This is a genomic window from Microbulbifer maximicatervae (SeqCode), from assembly GCF_052467815.1.
Genome location: NZ_CP174326.1, coordinates 434,171 through 452,992 on the forward strand (window position 1 = coordinate 434,171; position 18,822 = coordinate 452,992).

Genomic DNA, 18,822 nt, shown 5'->3' on the forward strand with positions numbered 1-18,822 from the left:
CAATAAAAAGGCCGGTATGCGCAGCGCACCCGGCCTTGTGGGGCGAGAGCGAATCAGACGTGGAAACTCTCGCCGCAGCCACACTCATTTTTTACATTGGGATTCGAGAAGGTGAAGCCTTCGTTCAGGCCTTCCTTGACGAAATCCAGCTGGGTGCCGTCGAGGTAAACCAGACTCTTGGGGTCCACCACCAACTTAACGCCGTTTTGCTCAAATACCGTATCTTCGGCTTCGAACGAATCGACAAACTCCAGCACATAGGCGAGACCGGAACAGCCGGCCGTTTTGACACCGACACGAATGCCGATTCCCTTGCCTCGCTTGGCCAATTGACTTTGAATGTGGGCCTCAGCGGCCTCGGTCATACTAATAGCCAAAATAACACCTTCGCTATGTTTGGACGCTACATTTGGACGAGAAGTTAACCCGCCGCAGATTCCTTGGCTTCTACAGCGTCATCGGACTCACCGCGCTTTTCGCGGATATCGCGAACCGCAGCTTTAATCGCGTCTTCGGCGAGAACCGAGCAGTGGATTTTTACCGGCGGCAGCGCCAGCTCCTCTGCAATGGCAGTGTTCTTGATCTGCTCCGCTTCGTCGATCGTCTTGCCTTTCACCCACTCGGTCAGGAGGGAGCTGGAGGCAATGGCGGAACCACAGCCGTAGGTCTTGAACTTGGCGTCTTCGATAACGCCCTCGTCGCTTACCTGAATCTGTAGGCGCATCACGTCACCACAGGCGGGCGCGCCCACCATACCGGTACCTACATTGTCCGCCTTGTCGTCCATACGTCCAACATTGCGGGGGTGCTCGTAGTGGTCAATTACTTTATCGCTATAGGCCATGACTTTTCTCCTAACTCTTGCGCGCGCTTAGTGAGCGGCCCATTCAATCTTGTTCAGGTCTACGCCGTCTTTGTACATATCCCAAAGCGGTGACAATTCACGTAGTTTCTCCACTGCCTTGCGCACTTCTGCGGCAGCGGTGTCGACATCACTCTCGCTGGTAAAGCGACCAAAGCTGAAGCGCAGTGAGCTGTGCGCCAGTTCGTCGTTAACACCCAGGGCTCGCAGTACGTAACTGGGCTCCAGGCTCGCAGAGGTACAGGCGGAACCGGAGGAGATCGCCAGGTCGCGCAGCGACATGATCAGGCTCTCACCTTCTACAAACGCAAAGCTCACGTTCAGGTTGCCCGGAATTCGTTGCTCGGCGGAACCGTTGATATGGACCTCTTCCATATCCTTGATCTGATCCCAGAAGCGGTCGCGCAGAGAGCGCAGACGCTCGGCTTCCTGAGCCATTTCTTCTTTAGCAATACCAAAGGCTTCGCCCATACCGACAATCTGGTGAGTCGGCAGGGTACCGGAGCGCATACCGCGCTCGTGGCCGCCACCGTGCATCTGGGCTTCCAGACGGACGCGGGGCTTGCGGCGTACGTAAAGGGCACCGATACCTTTGGGGCCGTAAATTTTGTGGCCGGAGAAGGACATCAGGTCAACTTTCATTTCCTGAAGGTCGATCGGCAACTTGCCGGCGCTCTGGGCCGCGTCCACATGGAAAATAACTTTGCGAGAGCGACACAGTTCGCCGATCGCAGCGATATCGTTGATCACCCCGATCTCGTTGTTAACGTGCATCAGGCTCACCACAGTGGTGTCCTCACGCATGGCTTCCTCAACCTGCTCCGGATAGACGATGCCGTCTTCGCGGGGATTCAGGTAGGTCACTTCAAAACCTTCCCGCTCCAGCTGGCGACAGGTATCCAAAACTGCTTTGTGCTCAATTTTGGAGGTAATGATGTGCTTGCCGCGACTCTGGTAAAAGTGGGCCGCACCCTTGATACCCAGGTTGTCGGACTCGGTGGCACCGCTGGTCCAGACAATTTCCCGCGGATCGGCGTTGATCAGCTCCGCCACTTGGCGTCGGGCATTCTCCACTGCTTCTTCCGCTTTCCATCCAAACAGGTGGGAACGAGAGGCCGGATTGCCGAAATTGCCTTCCATCGTCAGCTGCTCTGCCATTTTCTTGGCGACGCGTGGGTCAACCGGACAGGTAGCCGAATAGTCCAGATAGATGGGAAGCTTCATAGTCATACCGTTTCCGCTTAGTAAATCTCTAATATCTGTCTGCTGGCCCGTTTGGGCCCCAATCACAGGCCGCCGAGTACAGCGACCCTCTCTTCCGGCGCCTCGCGCATATCTTGCCGACGCGCAACTTCCTGCACCTCAGCTCGGGAAACCAGGTTGGCCAAGCTGATACTGCTGAGGAAGCTATGAATCTGATCGCTCAAGTCTGACCAGAGGTAGTGGGTCAGGCACTGTTCGCCATTGGCGCAATCCGCATTGCCGCCGCAGCTGGTGGCATCTACAGACTCATTGACCGCATCAATGATCTGCGCCACAAAAATCTCTTCACCATCCCGCGCCAGGCGATAACCACCGCCGGGCCCGCGCACACTGGACACCAGCCCAGAATGCCGCAACCGGGAGAACAGCTGCTCCAGGTAGGACAGCGATATACCCTGGCGCTTGGATATGTCTGCCAGACTGATCGGTCCGCGATCAGCGTGCAACGCCAGGTCCAGCATGGCAGTCACCGCGTAGCGGCCTTTGGTTGTCAAACGCATATCAGCTCCCAACTGATGTACAGCCCTTTTCCGATCGGGGCGCGAGTATGGAATAACCCACTACTGTAGTCAAGTATATAACCCAGCGGGACACTCGGGTACTCAACTAGTCGGGTCGCCCCTTACCACCAGAGCGATGAATGTAATTCTGGATTGAGGTCAACATACCGCGCAGGATACCCAGCTCCATATCATCGGGGCGCACCCGACTATACAGTCGGCGCAGGCGGGTCATTGTTTGGCGGGGGTTATCCGGGTCAATAAAGCCCAGCTCGCCCAGCGCCTGCTGCAGGTGATCGAAGTACAACTCCATATCGCTGGCCTTGGCCGGTGGACGATCCCAATCGGTGTAATTCACTGGCTCGCCCTTTTCCGCTTCCAGGGCCGCCATACGCACTTCGTAGGCAAGTACCTGAACAGCAGTCGCCAGGTTCAGGGAGCTGTATTCCGGGTTGGCAGGAATATGCACATGGTAGTTACAGGCCTGTAACTCTTCGTTGGTAAGCCCTCGATCCTCGCGGCCAAACACCAAAGCAACCGGATGAGACGTGGCCTCGGCGACGGTACGCTCTCCACACTGGCGCGGGGTCAGCAGGGGCCAAGGGATTCGGCGCTCGCGAGCGCTGGTGGCCACAACAAGGCCACAATCAGCCACGGCTTCTTCCAGGGTATCCACCACAACGGCACTATCGAGCAGCTCAGCTGCCCCGGCTGCACGCCAAACAGCATTGGCTGCAGGAAATTCCCGAGGCGCTACCAGGTACAGCTGACTCAGGCCCATATTCTTGAGCGCGCGCGCCGCACCACCAATATTTCCGGGGTGTGCGCTGTTAACCAGAACCACGCGCACATTGTCGAGTGCAGCAAGTGGAGTCGTGTCTAAAGGTGACTTGGCCATACTGAAAGTAATAAATCGGTGTCATGGGGGCGCGCGAGTGTAGCAAAAACCAATCGGAATCCCTACAATCGCGTCCGTCGCAGTTAACCTGCGGCCTGCTTTTTAACCCCTTTAACCACTTTGTGCGGAATAGTTATGGAACCCATGCTAAATATTGCCCTGCGCGCGGCGCGTAAGGCAGGAGAACTGATCGAACGGGCCTGGGAGCGCGGCGACCTGATGAAATTCGAAGAAAAGACGCGCAACGATTTCGTTACTGAAGTGGATAAGGCCAGCGAACAGGAGATTATCTATCACCTGCGCAAGGCCTACCCCAAGCACAGCATCCGCGCTGAAGAGAGCGGCCTGCAAGAGGGCGCAGAGCCCGACTACGAGTGGATTATCGACCCCCTCGATGGCACCACCAATTTTATCCACGGCGTCCCACAGTTCGCTGTTTCTATCGCCTGTCGCTATCGCGGCCGCATTGAGCACGCAGTCGTACTGGACCCCATCAAACGCGAAGAATTTACCGCAAGTCGCGGTCGCGGCGCTGCCCTGAATGGCCGCCGTATCCGCGTCTCTTCACGCCAGGGCATGCGCGGCTCTCTGATTGGCACCGGCATTCCCTTCAACGGCCTGCCGCTGGATAACATCGACGCCTACCTGGCCGCCCTAAAAGATATCGCTGGGCAAACTGCGGGAATCCGCCGCCCCGGCGCTGCAGCGCTGGATCTTGCCTATGTTGCTGCCGGGCGATTCGACGGCTTCTGGGAAATGTACCTGAACACCTGGGATATCGCAGCGGGCTCCCTGCTAGTCAAAGAGGCCGGCGGCCTGATCAGCGACTTCCGCGGCGGTGAAGACTACCTGGATTCCGGCCACCTGGTCTGCGCCACTCCAAAAGTATTTAAGCCCCTGGTGAAAATCGTGGGCAAACATATGGGGCACATACGCTAAGAGCCTGAACGGCACTCCGGCAAATAAGATGCCGGGGTGCTGATTCCAAAAGTCCAGTTCACCTCTTCCCCGTCAAACACTCCACCAAAACTCGCGCAAGCTGCGCTCGATCAAAGTTATCTGGCAAAGCGGTTGTCACCCCCGAGGAAGCCTCTCCTCCCATAACCACCAAACAGGTTTTTTGAGTGACTTGACCCTGCTTGAGGATACTTACCAAATCCCCAACTGACATTCCCCGCAAGGCATTGGGAAACAACAGTACATCCGGCGCTTGGGTACGCGCCATAAATATGGCTTCAACAACATCTGCGGCCACAGAAAGCTGTACTTGCGGTGCTCCCTGCAATAGTTTTTCCACCCTGGCCACACTTTCAGGACGGTTATCGACTAGCAGCAAACTACAATCGGGCAATGTTGATGGGGCGTCAACAGCATTTCCAAATGACAAGAAAGATTCCGCTGCATCGACCATCGGGAATTCAACCCAAAATACTGAGCCCTGCCCTTCCTGACTGTCAAAATCGATCCGCCCCCCCATCGCCTCAGCCAGACGCTTGGCAATTGCAAGACCGACGCCCGTACCCTCGATATGCCCTTTTTCCTCCCCCAAACGGTTAAAGGGCTCAAAAACTTCTTTGCGTCTCTCTGCGGCAATCCCCTTGCCGGTATCCAAAATATTCAGCCTCAACCAACCATCGGCCTGCGGCGTAAAATTAATGATGACACGGCCATTTTCGCGATTGTATTTCACTGCGTTGCCCGCCAGGTTCAATACGACTTGCTTATAGCGCACCGGGTCCGCACAAATATAAGCGGACTCCCAGCCAAGAGGTTCAAACATCAAACTTACGCGACGGGTTTCAGCTAGGGGCTCGAGTAAACGTTTACATTCTGCAACCAAATCGGCCGGACGAATCAATTCCATCGAGGGGCCCAAACGCCTACTGTCAATTCTGGCCAGCTCCAATACATCGCCGACCAAATGCAATAAATGCTGCCCCGCGCGACGAATTTCTGATAAGCGCTGACGCTGGTCTGCGTTGAGGCTCTGATCTAACTCGACAATTTGGCTGTAACCTAAAATTGCATTAAGTGGTGTGCGTAATTCATGACTCAGGCTAAATAATAAATCTGCCCGATGCGCATTTTCCTCCCGCTGCAACTCCAGCTCCCGCTCCATTTGCGAAAGTCTTTCCCGGCTGCGGCTGACATCTTGTAAAACTCCCAACACCCGCACCGGCTGACCGCGACTATTTAATTGGGCCTTGCCGCGGCAGCGAACCCAAACCACACTGTTATCCGAACGCCAGATGCGAAATTCCACATCGAGCGGCAACCCCTCGCGCACATGATCCCGCATGGACTGCTCAACCCGAGGGAAGTCCTCCGCTAAAATTCGAGCCTTCCACTGCTCCGCAGCTGAAATACCGATACTGCGTATCGGGCTCACTTCGTAACCCAGAATCCCCCAGCAGGCATCATCAAGTACCATTTCATCTGCGCGTAGATCCCACTCCCATAAACCATCGCCAACTCCAGACAGTGTTTGTAAGGGGCGCTCGCCAGGCAGGTTGGATAGGTAGCGCTGGGCCAAGGTTTCAGTGAAGTCAGCGCAACTTCCAATCACAACAAACCCACTGTCATCCTCGAGGTTTATTGCGCGTCCCCGCAATCGCAGCCAGCGCAATTGACCGAGACTATCGTAGGCCCGAAAAGTAGTATCGAAGTGTCCACCTTTGTTGGTAAGACGACGCCGCACAGTGATAATTCGATCCCGCTCATCAGAGTGAACCGAACGCAATTCATCACCCGTCCACAGGGAAGTCAAAGAGAGTTCTGCAGTTTCTGCAAACAGGAGCCAAATTTCACCCTGAGCACGCTGGGCACCGGAATCCGGATGCCACTCCCACAATCCGTAATCTGAATCTAAAAACAAATCTTGCAAAGAAGCGGTATGACGAGACAGACGAGATGCATCCAAAGAAGAGAGCTCATCGCTGGTTGCCAAGTGGAACACTGCGCTGGACGGATTTGGGGTTAGTGACTCTGACACACAGGGCTCGACTATCGAAATTAGCTCATTAATTACCTGGCTCATGCATCCTTGCCATAAAAGAGAGCCTCTCTCCCGGGGCCGTCAAATTTGGGAACGCCTTGGGAGACCCTAAACTAAAGCATTATGAGCTTTGCGCAAAGTGCGGGCAAAAAAAAGGCCCCGCAATGCGGGGCCGTAATCAGCGATGATGAGAGAAAACGGGAAGTCACCCAGTGTTAATGGTTTGCCATAACCCTAAGAAACTCTCCCGAAATGCGGGTCCTTTGCCCCGCACATTTACCAATGCAACCCTTATGCCAACTTTTAAAACAGCGTTTTTTAAGGCCTTAGCTTTCATACTCCAGCGCTTCTGTGGAATAGCGAACCAATGCGATCCTTCAGATGGCCAAAATGCACCAAAACAATGCATTCAAGTGAAAAGCTACGAAGAAAAAGTAAAATCTGGCCAAAGGAAATACTTCCACCCCTACCTCAAAATAGTCATGGGCAATCCTCAATAAAGGGGGCCTGCTATGAACGCAACTCCTCTAAGTTCCAGCAATCAGCGAAAACGTTTTTGGATTCCCACAATTTTATTTGCCAGCACAGGTTTGTTAGCACTTACCGCAGTACCGATTTATGGATTTGTCTACGGGTACCACTGGTATCAATGGCTTGCATTTGCCATTTTTGGTGCACTTTGCAGCTTTTCTATAGCAGCAGGAAATCACAGGTTGTGGTCACACAAAAGCTACGAAGCCCACTGGTCAATTCGACTTTTATTTATTTTATTCAGTGCGGCAGCCATGCAAAACACCACTTTAAATTGGTGTGCAAGCCATAGATACCATCACCAATTTATCGACGATAACAATCGAGACCCCTATTCAGCAGGGCGCGGCTTCTGGTTCTCCCATATGGACTGGATGATGCACGAATATCCCAGCAGTTATCTCGATTACAAAAATGTTAAGGATCTTCAAAGGGACAAGTTGGTAATGTGGCAACACAATAACTATGTTCCCATCATTATCGCCATGAACCTTGGCCTACCTATAATCTTGGGGATCATTACTGGAGACGTTCTCGGTATGGTTTTGCTGGCCGGAGTATTGCGCCTTGTGGTTAATCATCACACTACTTTTATGATTAACTCATTTGGGCATTTATGGGGCCGGCGCCCCTATAAGGGATCAATCAGCGCAAGAGATAACGCTTTCCTCAACCTATTTGTATTTGGCGAGGGTTATCACAATTATCACCACACCTTTCAGATAGATTATCGAAGTGGTATTCGCTGGTTCCAGTATGACCCTACCAAATGGTTGATCAAATCATTGAGCCTTATTGGACTCACCTATAATTTAAGGGTTGCTCCACCTATTCAGATCCAAAAAGTAAAGGTAGAGCAGCTTTTCAAACAAGCCAGGGAGAAAATTGAAAAGATTAAAGATAAAGAGAGCTGGCAAGAGATTCTGGAAAGTGAGGCTCGTGGATTCGCCAAGTTATTGAAGAAGTGGAAATCCCTTCAATTTTTACGCCATGGAGAAAAACATGGTCAGCCACCCAGCGAGTGGGAACTCACTTCGATCCAAACGAAAATCCAAGAACTTGAATATGGACTCAAAATGCAAGGAAAGCGGCTAAAAACTCTAATTGAAAAAATTCGACTAACCGAAGGGGCGACCACCCCCTAACCAGGCAATAAGTATTGCTTTGCAAGATAATAAAATCGATAAACTATTAGCGGACTTTCCTAGTCGCTGGCAAATTTGCGCATGGAAAATGCCACCCGTTCATCCACATTTTTCCTGAACATTTCTTCATCAAATTTTTCGATAAAGCCCAAGCGCTCGCGCAAGCCAACACCATTGGCGATTTGGATTGCCAATCCCGGGCGCGCATTAGCCTCCAATAAGAGGGGGCCACGTTCACGATCCAGGACAATGTCACAGCCTAAATAACCCAGCCCAGTCATTTCGTAACAGCTTGCCGCCAAGCGGACCAACTCGTACCAACCTGGTACCTGCAATGCATCGAAAGGCACTTCAGTATCCGGGTGCTGGTCAATTCGCAACCCGCGCATTACCGCATGGCAACTTTTGCCCGTGGCCAGGTCGATACCAACACCTACAGCGCCCTGGTGCAAATTGGCTTTACCATCTGAGGCGTGGGTTGAGCAGCGCAGCATGGCCATCACCGGATAACCGCGAAAAACAATAACCCGCACATCAGGCACACCCTCAACAGAGTAGCGATCGAAGACCGGGTCAAAGTCCACCAGGGCCTCTACCATCACCCTGTCGGGTTTGCCACCGAGACTGTATAGGCCGCTGTGAATATTGCTCACGTGCCGCAAGATATCCAGCGCATCAATTTCAGCACCGGATATCTTTTTATATTTGTCGCCATTGCGACCGGCAATAACGAGAATACCTTTACCACCCGAGCCTCGTGCTGGCTTGATTACAAACTGCCATAGAGGGTCAATCACCTCCATAACTCGCTTGCGGCTGGCAGGGCTTTCAAATGCCTCGATCAACTCAGGCACAGGAATTCCCGCTTTTTTAGCCGCGCGCTTAGTGTTTAACTTGTCGTCGACGATGGGATATTTTTTGCGATCGTTATAGCGCGCAATATAGTCAATATTACGCGCATTCATCCCCAACACCCCCATGCGGCGCAGGGTCAGCGGAGATACCACTCCGCCGCGAACTTTATTGAAGATATGCTTAACTGAAAATTGCAGCATAACGCCCCCTAGCGAACCAGCGGACGGAAACGCATCAACTCACTGAGTCGATATCCGGTGTAGTTGCCAACCACCAGAATAAAGGCCAGCAATACCAACAGTAACTCGGGGAAGTTGAACGTCCAATGCTCAATATAGCGGTTGGTCATTACCCACCAAGCCAGTATCGCCACTAATAAGCTACCCCCGGACTGCACCACCACTTCGTAGGGGCCATCCTCCTCCCACACAATCGACATACGCTCGATAGTCCAGGCAAGGATAATCATTGGGAAGAATGTCACTGTGAGAGCCTGCTCAATGCCCAGCTTATAGCTGACCACACTGATTGCCCCCATTATTATCACCACCGTCACCACGACGGCGGCGATCCTCGACACCAATAGCAAATTGAGCCTACTGAGATAGAACCTCACCCAAAGGCCGAGGATCAGGATCAAAGTAAAAATGGCTAAACCGGTAATCAGCTGGGTTTCGATAAAGGCAATTGCCAGAAGTACCGGCATAAAGGTACCGGAGGTGCGCAGGCCCACAAATACACGCAGCAGCACCACCACCAGGGCCCCCACAGGCACCAGCAGGATCAGCTTGAAAATACTCTGCTGCTCAATGGGCAAACTGTAGATCGAGAAATCCACCAGCGCATCTTTCTCATCCTTGGTACTGCGCATAGAGACATCGCGAGCTGGGACATCATTGGCAATCACAGAGAAAGTCACTTGAGAGTTACGACCGCCCTCAAGATCCAAAAGACTCTTGCCGCCGCGCTGCCAAATAAAGAAATTTTCCGGCACACCAGGCTGGCCACTACTGGGCTCAAACACGATCCAACGCTTGCCATCATAGACCTCAAGCAGATCTTCTGGAGATAGTCGACGTCGATCATCCTCCAGGTAGAGGCCGCGAATACGGTGGGCGGGGATATCGGCTGTCGCCAGTACAAGCAAAGCAACATCCACAAAAGAGCGGTCGGCGTAATGGCGGAAGATCAGGTTGCGATCCTGATTCTCATCGTCATTCAGTTCGAATAGTAACTGGGTAGTTAGAGATTCCACATCGGAAGAGCGCTCACGGGCCTGCTCAACCAGGGAGTAAATCGCCAAGCGCACCGCTTCTTGCTCACGGGCCCCAAGGAAGGGTTTTTGTATCTCAGTGCTCAGATCCAGAGGCTGCGCCAGCGCGGCACCGGGACGCTGGTAAACATCCAGCTGATAGAAGAGAGATTGGGGGCCTCTTGCAGCCCGGCGAGACCAAATGGCCCTATAGGCATCATCTTCTCTCGCGATATAGAAACCAAAACCGGAGGAGCTGAAGGTCTCTCCCAGTATTTCCATATTGCGCTGCTCACGCGGGAGGGTCAGTGCGGCCTTTACTGGACCACCATCGGCATCGAAACCCACTTTTGCTTCGATGGTCCACACGGTGCGGTACTCACCCGGCAATAGCGGAAAACCCAGCTCGAGGTTTTTATAGGCGGTCAGGCCTGCTCCTACCAATGCGAGTAACGCCGCAATTACATAAACTTGGACACGCGGCGACATTCGCCATTCCCCGTAACTCTGAGGTCCCAATTAGGAACCCAATTGGATAACTGGCCTATTTAACCCCGTCTATTTGGGGTTGGCCCTGGACATTGCGCCGGCTCACATCGACAACAGCGGCATCTTTGAGGAAGTTGCGTCCCAGCAGCATCAATAAATCAGAGCCGCCCTCATCGGTCAGGTTAACTTCGACTTGGTGGGTTATACGCCCAACAGTCAGGTTAAGCTCCACTACCGGCCTGCGCTGATTATCAAAACCCAGGCGCTCCACTCGGACATGGCGTTTTATCGGCAGCTCTACTGAGACCGGGTCCATTTTGCTCGACTGAACAATCTGGAACCTGACCCAGTCCCTGCCATCCCGCTCGAACGGAGTCAGCTTCCTGACCCGCAGTGTGGAGGTTGGTGAACCTGTATCGACAACGGATTCCAGAATCAAGCCGGGAGGCTCTATGGCCACTTCTTCTACCGATCCCAAAACCAACTTATCTTTGGCAACGGGCACTTCGACTACTTTTTCTACAGTTCGTTCGATTACCCGCTCAACAACCTTCACTTCCGGTTCCGCACAAATCACTTCCGCAGGCTCTGGGCACTGCATTGCAGAATCTGGTGATTCTACCGGTGGTGCAACTTCCGCTGGTTGAGCGGCCCTGTCCCGCCCCGGATACATCAGTGACTCACAACCGGCGAGCACCGAAAGCGTCAACATTAACCACAGAAGGGAAAATCTCTGCATACCAACCAATTACCTCAAGCCCCATTAGCAATGCCATTCGGACCGCTACAAACGCGCGGTGTTCGCTTATCTGACGGAGAAATTGCTCCCCGCCTCAGGCAAAAGGTCGATATTAGCTCATGAGCGCGGCCACTGCACAGCGATGTCCGCCGAGTCGCGGGACTCAACACTAACAATGTGACATGCCGCCCAGAGTGATTGGGAGCACTGGGCTCATGGAATCAGAAGCCGGTTAGCCCTGCTGCAGGCGCTGGTCGATAGTTTCCAAAATAGCCAGCAGTGCCGCAGCATCATCCCGCCCCTTGAAGAACTCCTCGGCAACCGGAGCAATACCACACTGGCCCGGTAGGGGCATCTCCCCTTCAATCAGGACCTGCATACGCGGCAAAAAAATAAATTGAAGCCACTGGGGCAAGGTCAATGTATCCACACAGAATGGCTCAGTGCTGGCCAGGGCTTCTGCGGGCGGCGCATTATCCTGCCAAACCTGCAGGCTGCGCAGTTCGGATTCAAGGAACAGGAGCTGATCAGCGATTTCAGAATAAATAGGTTGCATAACTCATAGAACCTTCACATTTACAGCCGTGATAATACGCAATAGCCACCTGCCCAATCTGAGTAACAGCGCAAATACGACCAAAGATTTTCTAAATTTTTCGATTAAAGGGCGGCAGTGAGTTCAGTATTGCCTGACCATAGCGACGGGTAACCACCCGGCGATCCAGCAAGGTGACTGTGCCGCTGTCCCCTTCTGCCCGCAGTAAGCGCCCGCAGGCCTGCACCAATTTTAGGGCTGCATCTGGCACTGTGATTTGCATAAATGGATTGCCGCCCTTAGCTTCAATCCACTCCGCCAGCGCCGCCTCAATCGGGTCATCGGGCACCGCGAAAGGCAGTTTCGCAATCACCACGTGGCGGCAGTAGTCACCAGGCAAATCCAACCCTTCGGCAAAACTCGCAAGCCCGAACAGGATACTGCTGCCGCCGCCATCGATAATCTCACGGTGGCTATCCAGCAACTGCTGGCGGGATTGCTGCCCCTGCATCAGAATTCGGTTGCGCCAGGTACCAGGGAGCGCCTCGTAAACCGTCTCCATCTGGCGCCGGGAGGAAAACAGTACCAGAGCGCCACCCTCCCCTTTCAGCAGGTCTGGCAACGCATCGATAATGGCGTCTGTGTGTTGCTCTGCATTGCCCGCATCCACAGCTTCCGGGGGCACTTGCAGTGTTGCACGGGAAAAGTCGAAAGGACTCGGCACCACCTGATAGCTGGCATTGTCTGGAGTACCGGCACGCATTTGCAAACGATCAAATTTCCCCAGTGCTGTGAGTGTGGCCGAAGTCAGTACCGCGCCGTAACAGCGGCGCCACAAGCTGTACTCCAGGGTTTTGCCTGCGAGTATCGGTGAGCTGCAAACCTCAAAATCTGTGGAGCCGCCCCAGTCCACCAGGGTGACCCAGCGCGCCTGGGGCAATGCGCCATCAGCATCGGCACGGGCGTAATTCGCCCACAACAGAAGATTGGCCTCAGCGCGCCCATGCCAACTGCCCAACTGGGGGTACCAGCGCTCCAGATCTGCCAGGGGTACCGGCGAGTGGCCGTCCTCCATCATGCGTTGGGCGGTCTGCAACATCTTACTGAGCAGGCTTTCCAACTCATCAAAGTCTTCCCGCAGCTTTTCCGCCAGCTGCGACATGGAATCGGGGATTACCCCACCTTCAAAGCGATGGCGGATGGTATTGCCCCGCTCATCTTCAAATTCACACAGCTCTTCAATCAGCGGCCACATCTGCTCCAACCCCTGCTTGGCAGAGGTGAGAACCGCCGGCAGCTGCTCGCCGCAGCGGTCGATCTGGGCGCCGTCACCAATCTCACCCAGCATCTGCCCCAGGGCCTTATTGGTTTGATCCAACCAACCGGTGGAAGCCCCTACGCGACTGTGGTGAGAGAAATGATTGAGAGCCTTTTCCGGTAGATGGTGGGCTTCATCAAGTACATAGATAGTCTCTTCCGGGGGCGGAAGAATTGCACCACCACCCAGGGCCAGGTCCGCCAGCAACAGGTCGTGGTTAGCAACGATCACCTGGGTCTTGCCCAGGCTCTCTCGCGCTCGGAAGAAACTGCAATTGGTGACATGGGGGCAGCGGCGGCCACTGCACTGGCGATGGTCAGTGGTAACCCGACTCCAATCATCCGTCTCGATCGTATCCGGCCAGTTATCCCGATCGCCATCCCAGGTACCCGATGTCAGGCTATCCGTCATCTTCTGGTAGAGAGCGACACTCTCCGCTTCCACCTGCGGGAGCTCATCTTCATAGAGACCAAGGGAAAGGCCAGTGCCGGAGGCAGAAAAGCTGGACAAGAGTTGATCCAACTTGGATAGGCAGAGATAGCGGCCACGGCCCTTCGCCAGGGCAAACTCAAATTTGAGCCCGCTGTGACGAGCAACTTCTGGCAGGTCCTTGTGGATAATCTGTTCCTGCAGGGCCACCGTGGCGGTGGATATCACCAGGGTCTTGTCCTGGGCCTGGGCCAGGGGAATAGAGGCGAGAAGGTAAGCAACGGTTTTACCGGTACCCGTACCCGCTTCAACTACACAGATATGCTCGCCATCAGTCTTGTCGCTATCGCGCTCACCACTGGCATTCTGGGTGATGGAACCCAGTGAGCGGGCAATGGCGGCTACCATCAGCTTCTGCCCATAGCGGGCTTTCAGCCCTCGGCCGGACAGAAATTGGCTATAGGCGCCCTGAATGGCGCTTTTGTGTTTTTCGTTGAGCACGGGGGTGAGGTCTATTCGCTAAGTGGCTGGCGCAGGGGGCGCTATTATCTACTAAGCGCCCTCTCCCCACCAGCTTCTGAACTCAGCGGGCCTTACTCATAGGCGAGGCGAGATACCACAGGATTGGCGTAGGCCTGAATAGCCTTGTCGCGCCAGCGCTCATCGACCCGAGCCATGCGCGCTTCAAACTTCTCCCGCTCTTCTTTATGTGCAGCGGGGTCCCAGGCTTTAGCCGGATATCCCACCGGTAATTGCGGAACCTCACCGTAAACCATCTCGTAGGCAATCATATTGGATGGATGCAATGTGTAGTTGCCGATAACCTGGCGATCTATTTCTTCAGCCAGGCTGTTTACATCGTTAAAATCACCTTCAATCGGCGTGCCGAAGGCGGCATGTACACGGCCTTTGTGACCGACAATGCCCTTACCAATCGAGGCCAAGTCCTCGTTTTTACCCTTCTTGTACTCGTCCTTGTGCTCGGTAACGTAAATTTCCTTGGCCTTCTGTGCATCACAGGGGTCCCATTCGTAGGAAATAGACACCGGAACAATGTGCAACTTGCGCCAAAAATCGGCAAAGGGAGTTTTCCGGTCCTTAGTCATGGCGAACATGGCACAGAGCGCAGGATTGGTGCGATCCAGACCATCTTTGGCGCGCCCGGAACGCTGTGCGATCCACACATGCTCGTTATCGTTGACGATGGAGTGATAGATGTAATTGGACAACTGGGTTGCTGCCTGCAGCTTTTCCCGACGACTGCCAGAGCTGCGCACCACGGTGAAGCACTTGTTCAACTTCATCAGGTCGCTGGCAAACTGCTTGCTGAGCAGGTTGTCTCCAATCGCAATGCGGGAGGTCTCATGCCCTTCGCGGAACATCGCCTGAATCATCAGCGCCGGGTCCATAGCGATGTCACGGTGATTGCTGACAAACAGGCAGGCGCGATCCCTGGGCAGGGTGTCCAGACCAGAAATGCTCAGGCCGGAGGTGGTGCGCTTGATCACCTTCTCCATATATTTGCCGACAATCTCTTGAAGATCCCGCACGTTGCGAACATTGCGGAGTTCAAAGCGCAGAAACTGACGCACCAGCCAGGCGACGGCGCCCTCCAGCTGAGCCAGTTTGGGGACAAGGAAATGCGCAGCTGCATGGGACATTTCCGGGTCGGCAATTAGCCTTTTGATAACCTCGCGCACTTCATCATCGCGATAGGGGCGCATATCCTCGAATTGAGAGGGGTCTAACTCACTTGCTCTCATGAAATACTACCTGTCGGGCCTGCCTCAGACGGCCCGCACTTATTTATTTTGCGGCTGGATCAGCCGGGACTACTGGGCGCAGAACATACCGGAAGCGTCGACGAACTGCCAGCACTGGACCCGACCAGATAGTTGACCGCAGTGATAAATCCGGTTTCGACGACCAGGTCAACGCCAAAATGCATGGATAGTGCGATGATACAAAGTGGACTTCACCGCCCCAAGCTATGAGAATAAGGCTATTAACCGCCGCCGACGGCAAAACAACGATAACGAATACGGCGCTAGCCACGCAGTCAAGCAGGAGTTCACCTTGTCTCAATCTACCCCCAGCTCAGAGCCGCGCGCTCCCAGCTTAACGGACGCCCTGATCCCTCTCGGGATTCTCGTCGCCCTGTTGTCACTATCCGTATATTTCTACGGTGCAGACTCCTCCTACGGTCCCAATCAAATAGCGCTACTGCTCTGTGCCTGCGTTGTGGCCCTAATGGGGATGAAGAACGGACACAGCTGGAACGACATGGAAGGTGGGATGCTCCATGGCATTGGCCTGGTATTTGGCGCTATTCTGATCCTACTGTCTGTAGGTGCACTTATCGGTAGCTGGATTCTGGCCGGCACAGTGCCTTCAATGATCTATTACGGCGTGCAGATTCTGTCGCCACAGTGGTTCTACGCCGCCAGCTGTATTATTTGTGCCGTAGTAGGACTGAGTATTGGCTCCAGCTGGACCACAGCGGGCACCTTGGGTGTGGCACTGATGGGAATTGCCGGCGCGCTGGGCCTATCCCTTGAGGTCACTGCCGGAGCCGTAATCTCTGGCGCCTACTTCGGCGATAAGATGTCTCCGCTATCTGACACTACCAACGTGGCCGCAGCGGTAACATCCAATGACCTGTTCCAGCATATTCGTCATATGATGTCCACAGCGATCCCGGCCTTCGTGATCGCCCTGGCGGTTTTCGCTTTCCTGGGTTTTACCTCTGAAGCCAGTTCTGCCTCCGCAACTGATATCGAATCATTGCTCACCGCGCTTAGCAGTGAGTTCAAAATTTCCCTGGTTAGCCTGCTGCCTTTGATCTTGTTGCTAGCAATGGCTTGGCGCAAAGTCCCCGCTTTCCCAACATTGATCATCGGCTCCCTGGTTGGCTGTGCCATCGCACTGATTTTCGAACCGGAAGCCGCCCGTCGACTCGGTGGTGGTGAAGGTGCTTTAGCCCCCCTGAAGGGCGCTTGGTACAGTCTGTTCGACGGCTATAAGTCCACTTCCACCAACGAGAACGTGGCTGCATTGCTGTCCAAAGGTGGTATGAGCAGCATGCTCAACACCGTATGGCTGATCACCTCCGCCATGGCCTTCGGCGGCGCTATGGAGCGGGCCGGATTCCTACAGGTCATCGTCCAGGGAGTTTTGTCACTGGTTAAAACAGTGGGCGGCCTGGTAACTGCCACCGTCTTCACCTGCTTTGGAATGAACCTGGCCGCAGGCGATCAGTACATGGCGATTATTATTCCGGGCCGTATGTTCCGCGAAGCCTTCAAGGAAAAGGGCCTACACGGGCTTAACTTGTCTCGCACCCTCGAGGATTCCGGCACCATCACCTCTGTGCTGATTCCCTGGAATACTTGTGGTGCCTTTATGGCGGCAACGCTGGGTATTGCTACCTGGGAGTATTTACCTTTTGCCCTATTCAATATTATCTGCCCTCTGTTGGCGATCGCCTATGGCTGGCTGCACTTTAAACAGAAGCCCATTTCTGTAGCGGCTACGGCATCTTAAGGAAATAGACAAAACCCCTATGAGTGAAAGCGGTACCCTAAGCGCCCTGATCGAGCAGGCTGATTTCAAATTGCGCTGGTTCGATCTGGGCCGGCGCTTGCAGTCGGTTTCGAAATCCACTGCGGCATCCTTCGAAGCAGGCCTGACTCCCTGGCCACACCCATACTTGCGCCAGGCCTGGACGGGCCTGCTGCTGCAACCAGCCGAAGGCGGTGAACCCATCGTCTGGTTCCTGCGATTTCCGCTGGACGAGCAGGGCAAGCTGCAACTTCAAGCCCGAGATGGATTGCTTCGCGCTCTGGCACAGGAACTCAAGCAGGGACCCGCTTCTGAATCTGCAGCGCAGCTAGACCAGCTACTGCAGCAAAGTGGCTTGCTGTTTACCCCGTCAACTGAGCGGCAGGCAGCATTCCACTCCCAAACAGCGCTTCTGCTGGGCCGCCAGCCCAGCGAACATTACGAGCCTGTCCTGCGCTATTTTGGCGACCCGGAAAATCACCGCTGGGACAACCTCGCGCTGCAAGGGATCGCCGACTTGGCCGTGCGCTGGGAAAAAGAAAGCACTTTGTTAATGCGCCAGATTGGCAAAGTCGCAGCTCCGGTTTTTATTAACCTTTGCCATTGCCTGGAAAACCAGCCGGTCGACCACCGTCTTGCGACAGCCATTATTGAGCGAGCAGAGCAAGAACTGGCGGCAAGCACACCGGATATATCAGTGGTCGCTGCTGCTATCAGGGGGATCTCTCACTCACCAGCCAAAGGATTGCAACAGGCATTTATACAGTCACTTTTGGCTGAAGATGCCAGCAACCAGAATAAAGAAGTCCTGGCCGCAATAGGCAGTCGCTGCATCCAAGATTTGGAAGAGCAGGAACTGGCCGCACAGTGGGTTGGCAAACTAGCCGATGCCGCTGACCAGCAGACTTTTAACTTACTGCTTTCCGACTTAATGTTCATTCCGAAAGTGCGAATCGCCCTATTGAGTGCTATGCGTGACCCGGCAAGAAAGGAAAGTCTCGCAATAGCCTTTGGCAATTTTTTGCATGGCCCCAAACCGACACACTGACGACTAATTGATAACGCCTCTGCTGGTGCTCCCCCCATCCATTAAAGCTACTTTCACGAGTAAGAATTTTTAATAGAAAAAACCCTTACTCGTGAAACCATTTTCTTTGCATCGCAAAAAAATCCCCAACCCATAAAACGACATTATCAGCCACAATAATAATTTTTAAGGCCCACCTCAAAATTGGCGCGATCGGTTTCAGCGCGTAGATTAAATAACCGAAATTCACCATAAAAAATGGTCGGCACAAACCACATTTTTTAAAAACCCCCTTATTTAAGTAGTTTTTTAAAATAAATTGGCGCACCTCTTTTCATAACTTGATCATTGACAGACATTTAAACCCAACGCCTATTACACTCAAATAGGCGGTACCTTTGTAGAACAGATTTTACAAAGCTG

The 18,822-nt window shown here is 53.7% G+C and carries 16 protein-coding genes; 4 read left to right on the forward strand and 12 right to left on the reverse strand.

All coding sequences use genetic code 11. From position 1 onward, the window contains the following. Positions 1-53: 53 nt before the first annotated feature. The 5 genes from iscA to trmJ all read right to left on the reverse strand — a co-directional run bounded on the left by iscA (position 54) and on the right by trmJ (position 3,523). Complete coding sequence (gene iscA, locus ACJJIW_RS01900) at positions 54-365, reverse strand: iron-sulfur cluster assembly protein IscA (RefSeq protein WP_444895049.1); 312 nt, start codon at positions 363-365, stop codon at positions 54-56. Between the two features lie 56 nt (positions 366-421). Continuing rightward, positions 422-844 carry a Fe-S cluster assembly scaffold IscU gene (gene iscU, locus ACJJIW_RS01905; RefSeq protein WP_108731985.1) on the reverse strand — a complete coding sequence of 141 codons (423 nt, stop codon included), beginning with the start codon at positions 842-844 and terminating at the stop codon, positions 422-424. Between the two features lie 27 nt (positions 845-871). Next, positions 872-2,086, reverse strand: coding sequence for an IscS subfamily cysteine desulfurase (locus ACJJIW_RS01910; RefSeq protein WP_444908430.1), 1,215 nt, complete (start codon positions 2,084-2,086; stop codon positions 872-874). A gap of 62 nt (positions 2,087-2,148) precedes the next feature. Next, positions 2,149-2,625 carry a Fe-S cluster assembly transcriptional regulator IscR gene (gene iscR / locus ACJJIW_RS01915; protein ID WP_282934079.1) on the reverse strand — a complete coding sequence of 159 codons (477 nt, stop codon included), beginning with the start codon at positions 2,623-2,625 and terminating at the stop codon, positions 2,149-2,151. Positions 2,626-2,731: 106 nt separating this feature from the next. Next, positions 2,732-3,523: a tRNA (cytosine(32)/uridine(32)-2'-O)-methyltransferase TrmJ gene (gene trmJ / locus ACJJIW_RS01920; RefSeq protein WP_282934080.1), complete on the reverse strand. Its 792-nt coding sequence runs from the start codon at positions 3,521-3,523 to the stop codon at positions 2,732-2,734. A 135-nt stretch (positions 3,524-3,658) separates the two neighbouring features. On the opposite strand from trmJ, the gene ACJJIW_RS01925 reads away from it, so the two are divergent. Then, the gene (locus tag ACJJIW_RS01925) at positions 3,659-4,462 is read left to right on the forward strand and encodes an inositol monophosphatase family protein (protein ID WP_282934081.1); all 804 of its coding nucleotides are present in this window, start codon (positions 3,659-3,661) and stop codon (positions 4,460-4,462) included. A 58-nt stretch (positions 4,463-4,520) separates the two neighbouring features. Here ACJJIW_RS01925 and ACJJIW_RS01930 read toward each other — a convergent pair whose 3' ends face one another. After that, the gene (locus ACJJIW_RS01930; RefSeq protein WP_444892901.1) at positions 4,521-6,560 is read right to left on the reverse strand and encodes a sensor histidine kinase; all 2,040 of its coding nucleotides are present in this window, start codon (positions 6,558-6,560) and stop codon (positions 4,521-4,523) included. 470 nt (positions 6,561-7,030) lie between these two features. On the opposite strand from ACJJIW_RS01930, the gene ACJJIW_RS01935 reads away from it, so the two are divergent. After that, the gene (locus ACJJIW_RS01935; protein ID WP_444892900.1) at positions 7,031-8,194 is read left to right on the forward strand and encodes an acyl-CoA desaturase; all 1,164 of its coding nucleotides are present in this window, start codon (positions 7,031-7,033) and stop codon (positions 8,192-8,194) included. A gap of 59 nt (positions 8,195-8,253) precedes the next feature. Here the strand turns inward: ACJJIW_RS01935 and ACJJIW_RS01940 are convergent, their stop codons facing one another. The 6 genes from ACJJIW_RS01940 to ACJJIW_RS01965 form a co-directional block, all read right to left on the reverse strand. Further along, positions 8,254-9,249: an alpha-L-glutamate ligase-like protein gene (locus ACJJIW_RS01940; protein ID WP_444892899.1), complete on the reverse strand. Its 996-nt coding sequence runs from the start codon at positions 9,247-9,249 to the stop codon at positions 8,254-8,256. An 8-nt stretch (positions 9,250-9,257) separates the two neighbouring features. After that, positions 9,258-10,790 carry an inactive transglutaminase family protein gene (locus ACJJIW_RS01945; RefSeq protein WP_108731979.1) on the reverse strand — a complete coding sequence of 511 codons (1,533 nt, stop codon included), beginning with the start codon at positions 10,788-10,790 and terminating at the stop codon, positions 9,258-9,260. A gap of 55 nt (positions 10,791-10,845) precedes the next feature. Continuing rightward, entirely contained in the window at positions 10,846-11,529 is a 684-nt protein-coding gene (locus ACJJIW_RS01950; RefSeq protein ID WP_282934087.1) for an ATP-dependent zinc protease family protein, read from the reverse strand. 232 nt (positions 11,530-11,761) lie between these two features. Then, positions 11,762-12,085 (reverse strand): YqcC family protein, encoded by a 324-nt coding sequence (locus ACJJIW_RS01955; protein WP_282934088.1) that lies wholly within the window; start codon positions 12,083-12,085, stop codon positions 11,762-11,764. Between the two features lie 91 nt (positions 12,086-12,176). Further along, complete coding sequence (gene dinG / locus ACJJIW_RS01960; protein WP_282934089.1) at positions 12,177-14,312, reverse strand: ATP-dependent DNA helicase DinG; 2,136 nt, start codon at positions 14,310-14,312, stop codon at positions 12,177-12,179. Between the two features lie 92 nt (positions 14,313-14,404). Further along, a complete protein-coding gene (locus tag ACJJIW_RS01965; RefSeq protein ID WP_444936583.1) occupies positions 14,405-15,574 on the reverse strand; it encodes a 1-acyl-sn-glycerol-3-phosphate acyltransferase in 1,170 nt (389 codons plus the stop codon). 313 nt (positions 15,575-15,887) lie between these two features. On the opposite strand from ACJJIW_RS01965, the gene nhaC reads away from it, so the two are divergent. Together nhaC and ACJJIW_RS01975 are read left to right on the forward strand one after the other, a co-directional pair. Further along, positions 15,888-17,354: a Na+/H+ antiporter NhaC gene (gene nhaC, locus ACJJIW_RS01970; RefSeq protein WP_444937341.1), complete on the forward strand. Its 1,467-nt coding sequence runs from the start codon at positions 15,888-15,890 to the stop codon at positions 17,352-17,354. A gap of 19 nt (positions 17,355-17,373) precedes the next feature. Next, positions 17,374-18,420, forward strand: a complete 1,047-nt coding sequence (locus ACJJIW_RS01975) for a DUF3549 family protein (protein WP_444936584.1) — start codon at positions 17,374-17,376, stop codon at positions 18,418-18,420. Positions 18,421-18,822: the final 402 nt, after the last annotated feature.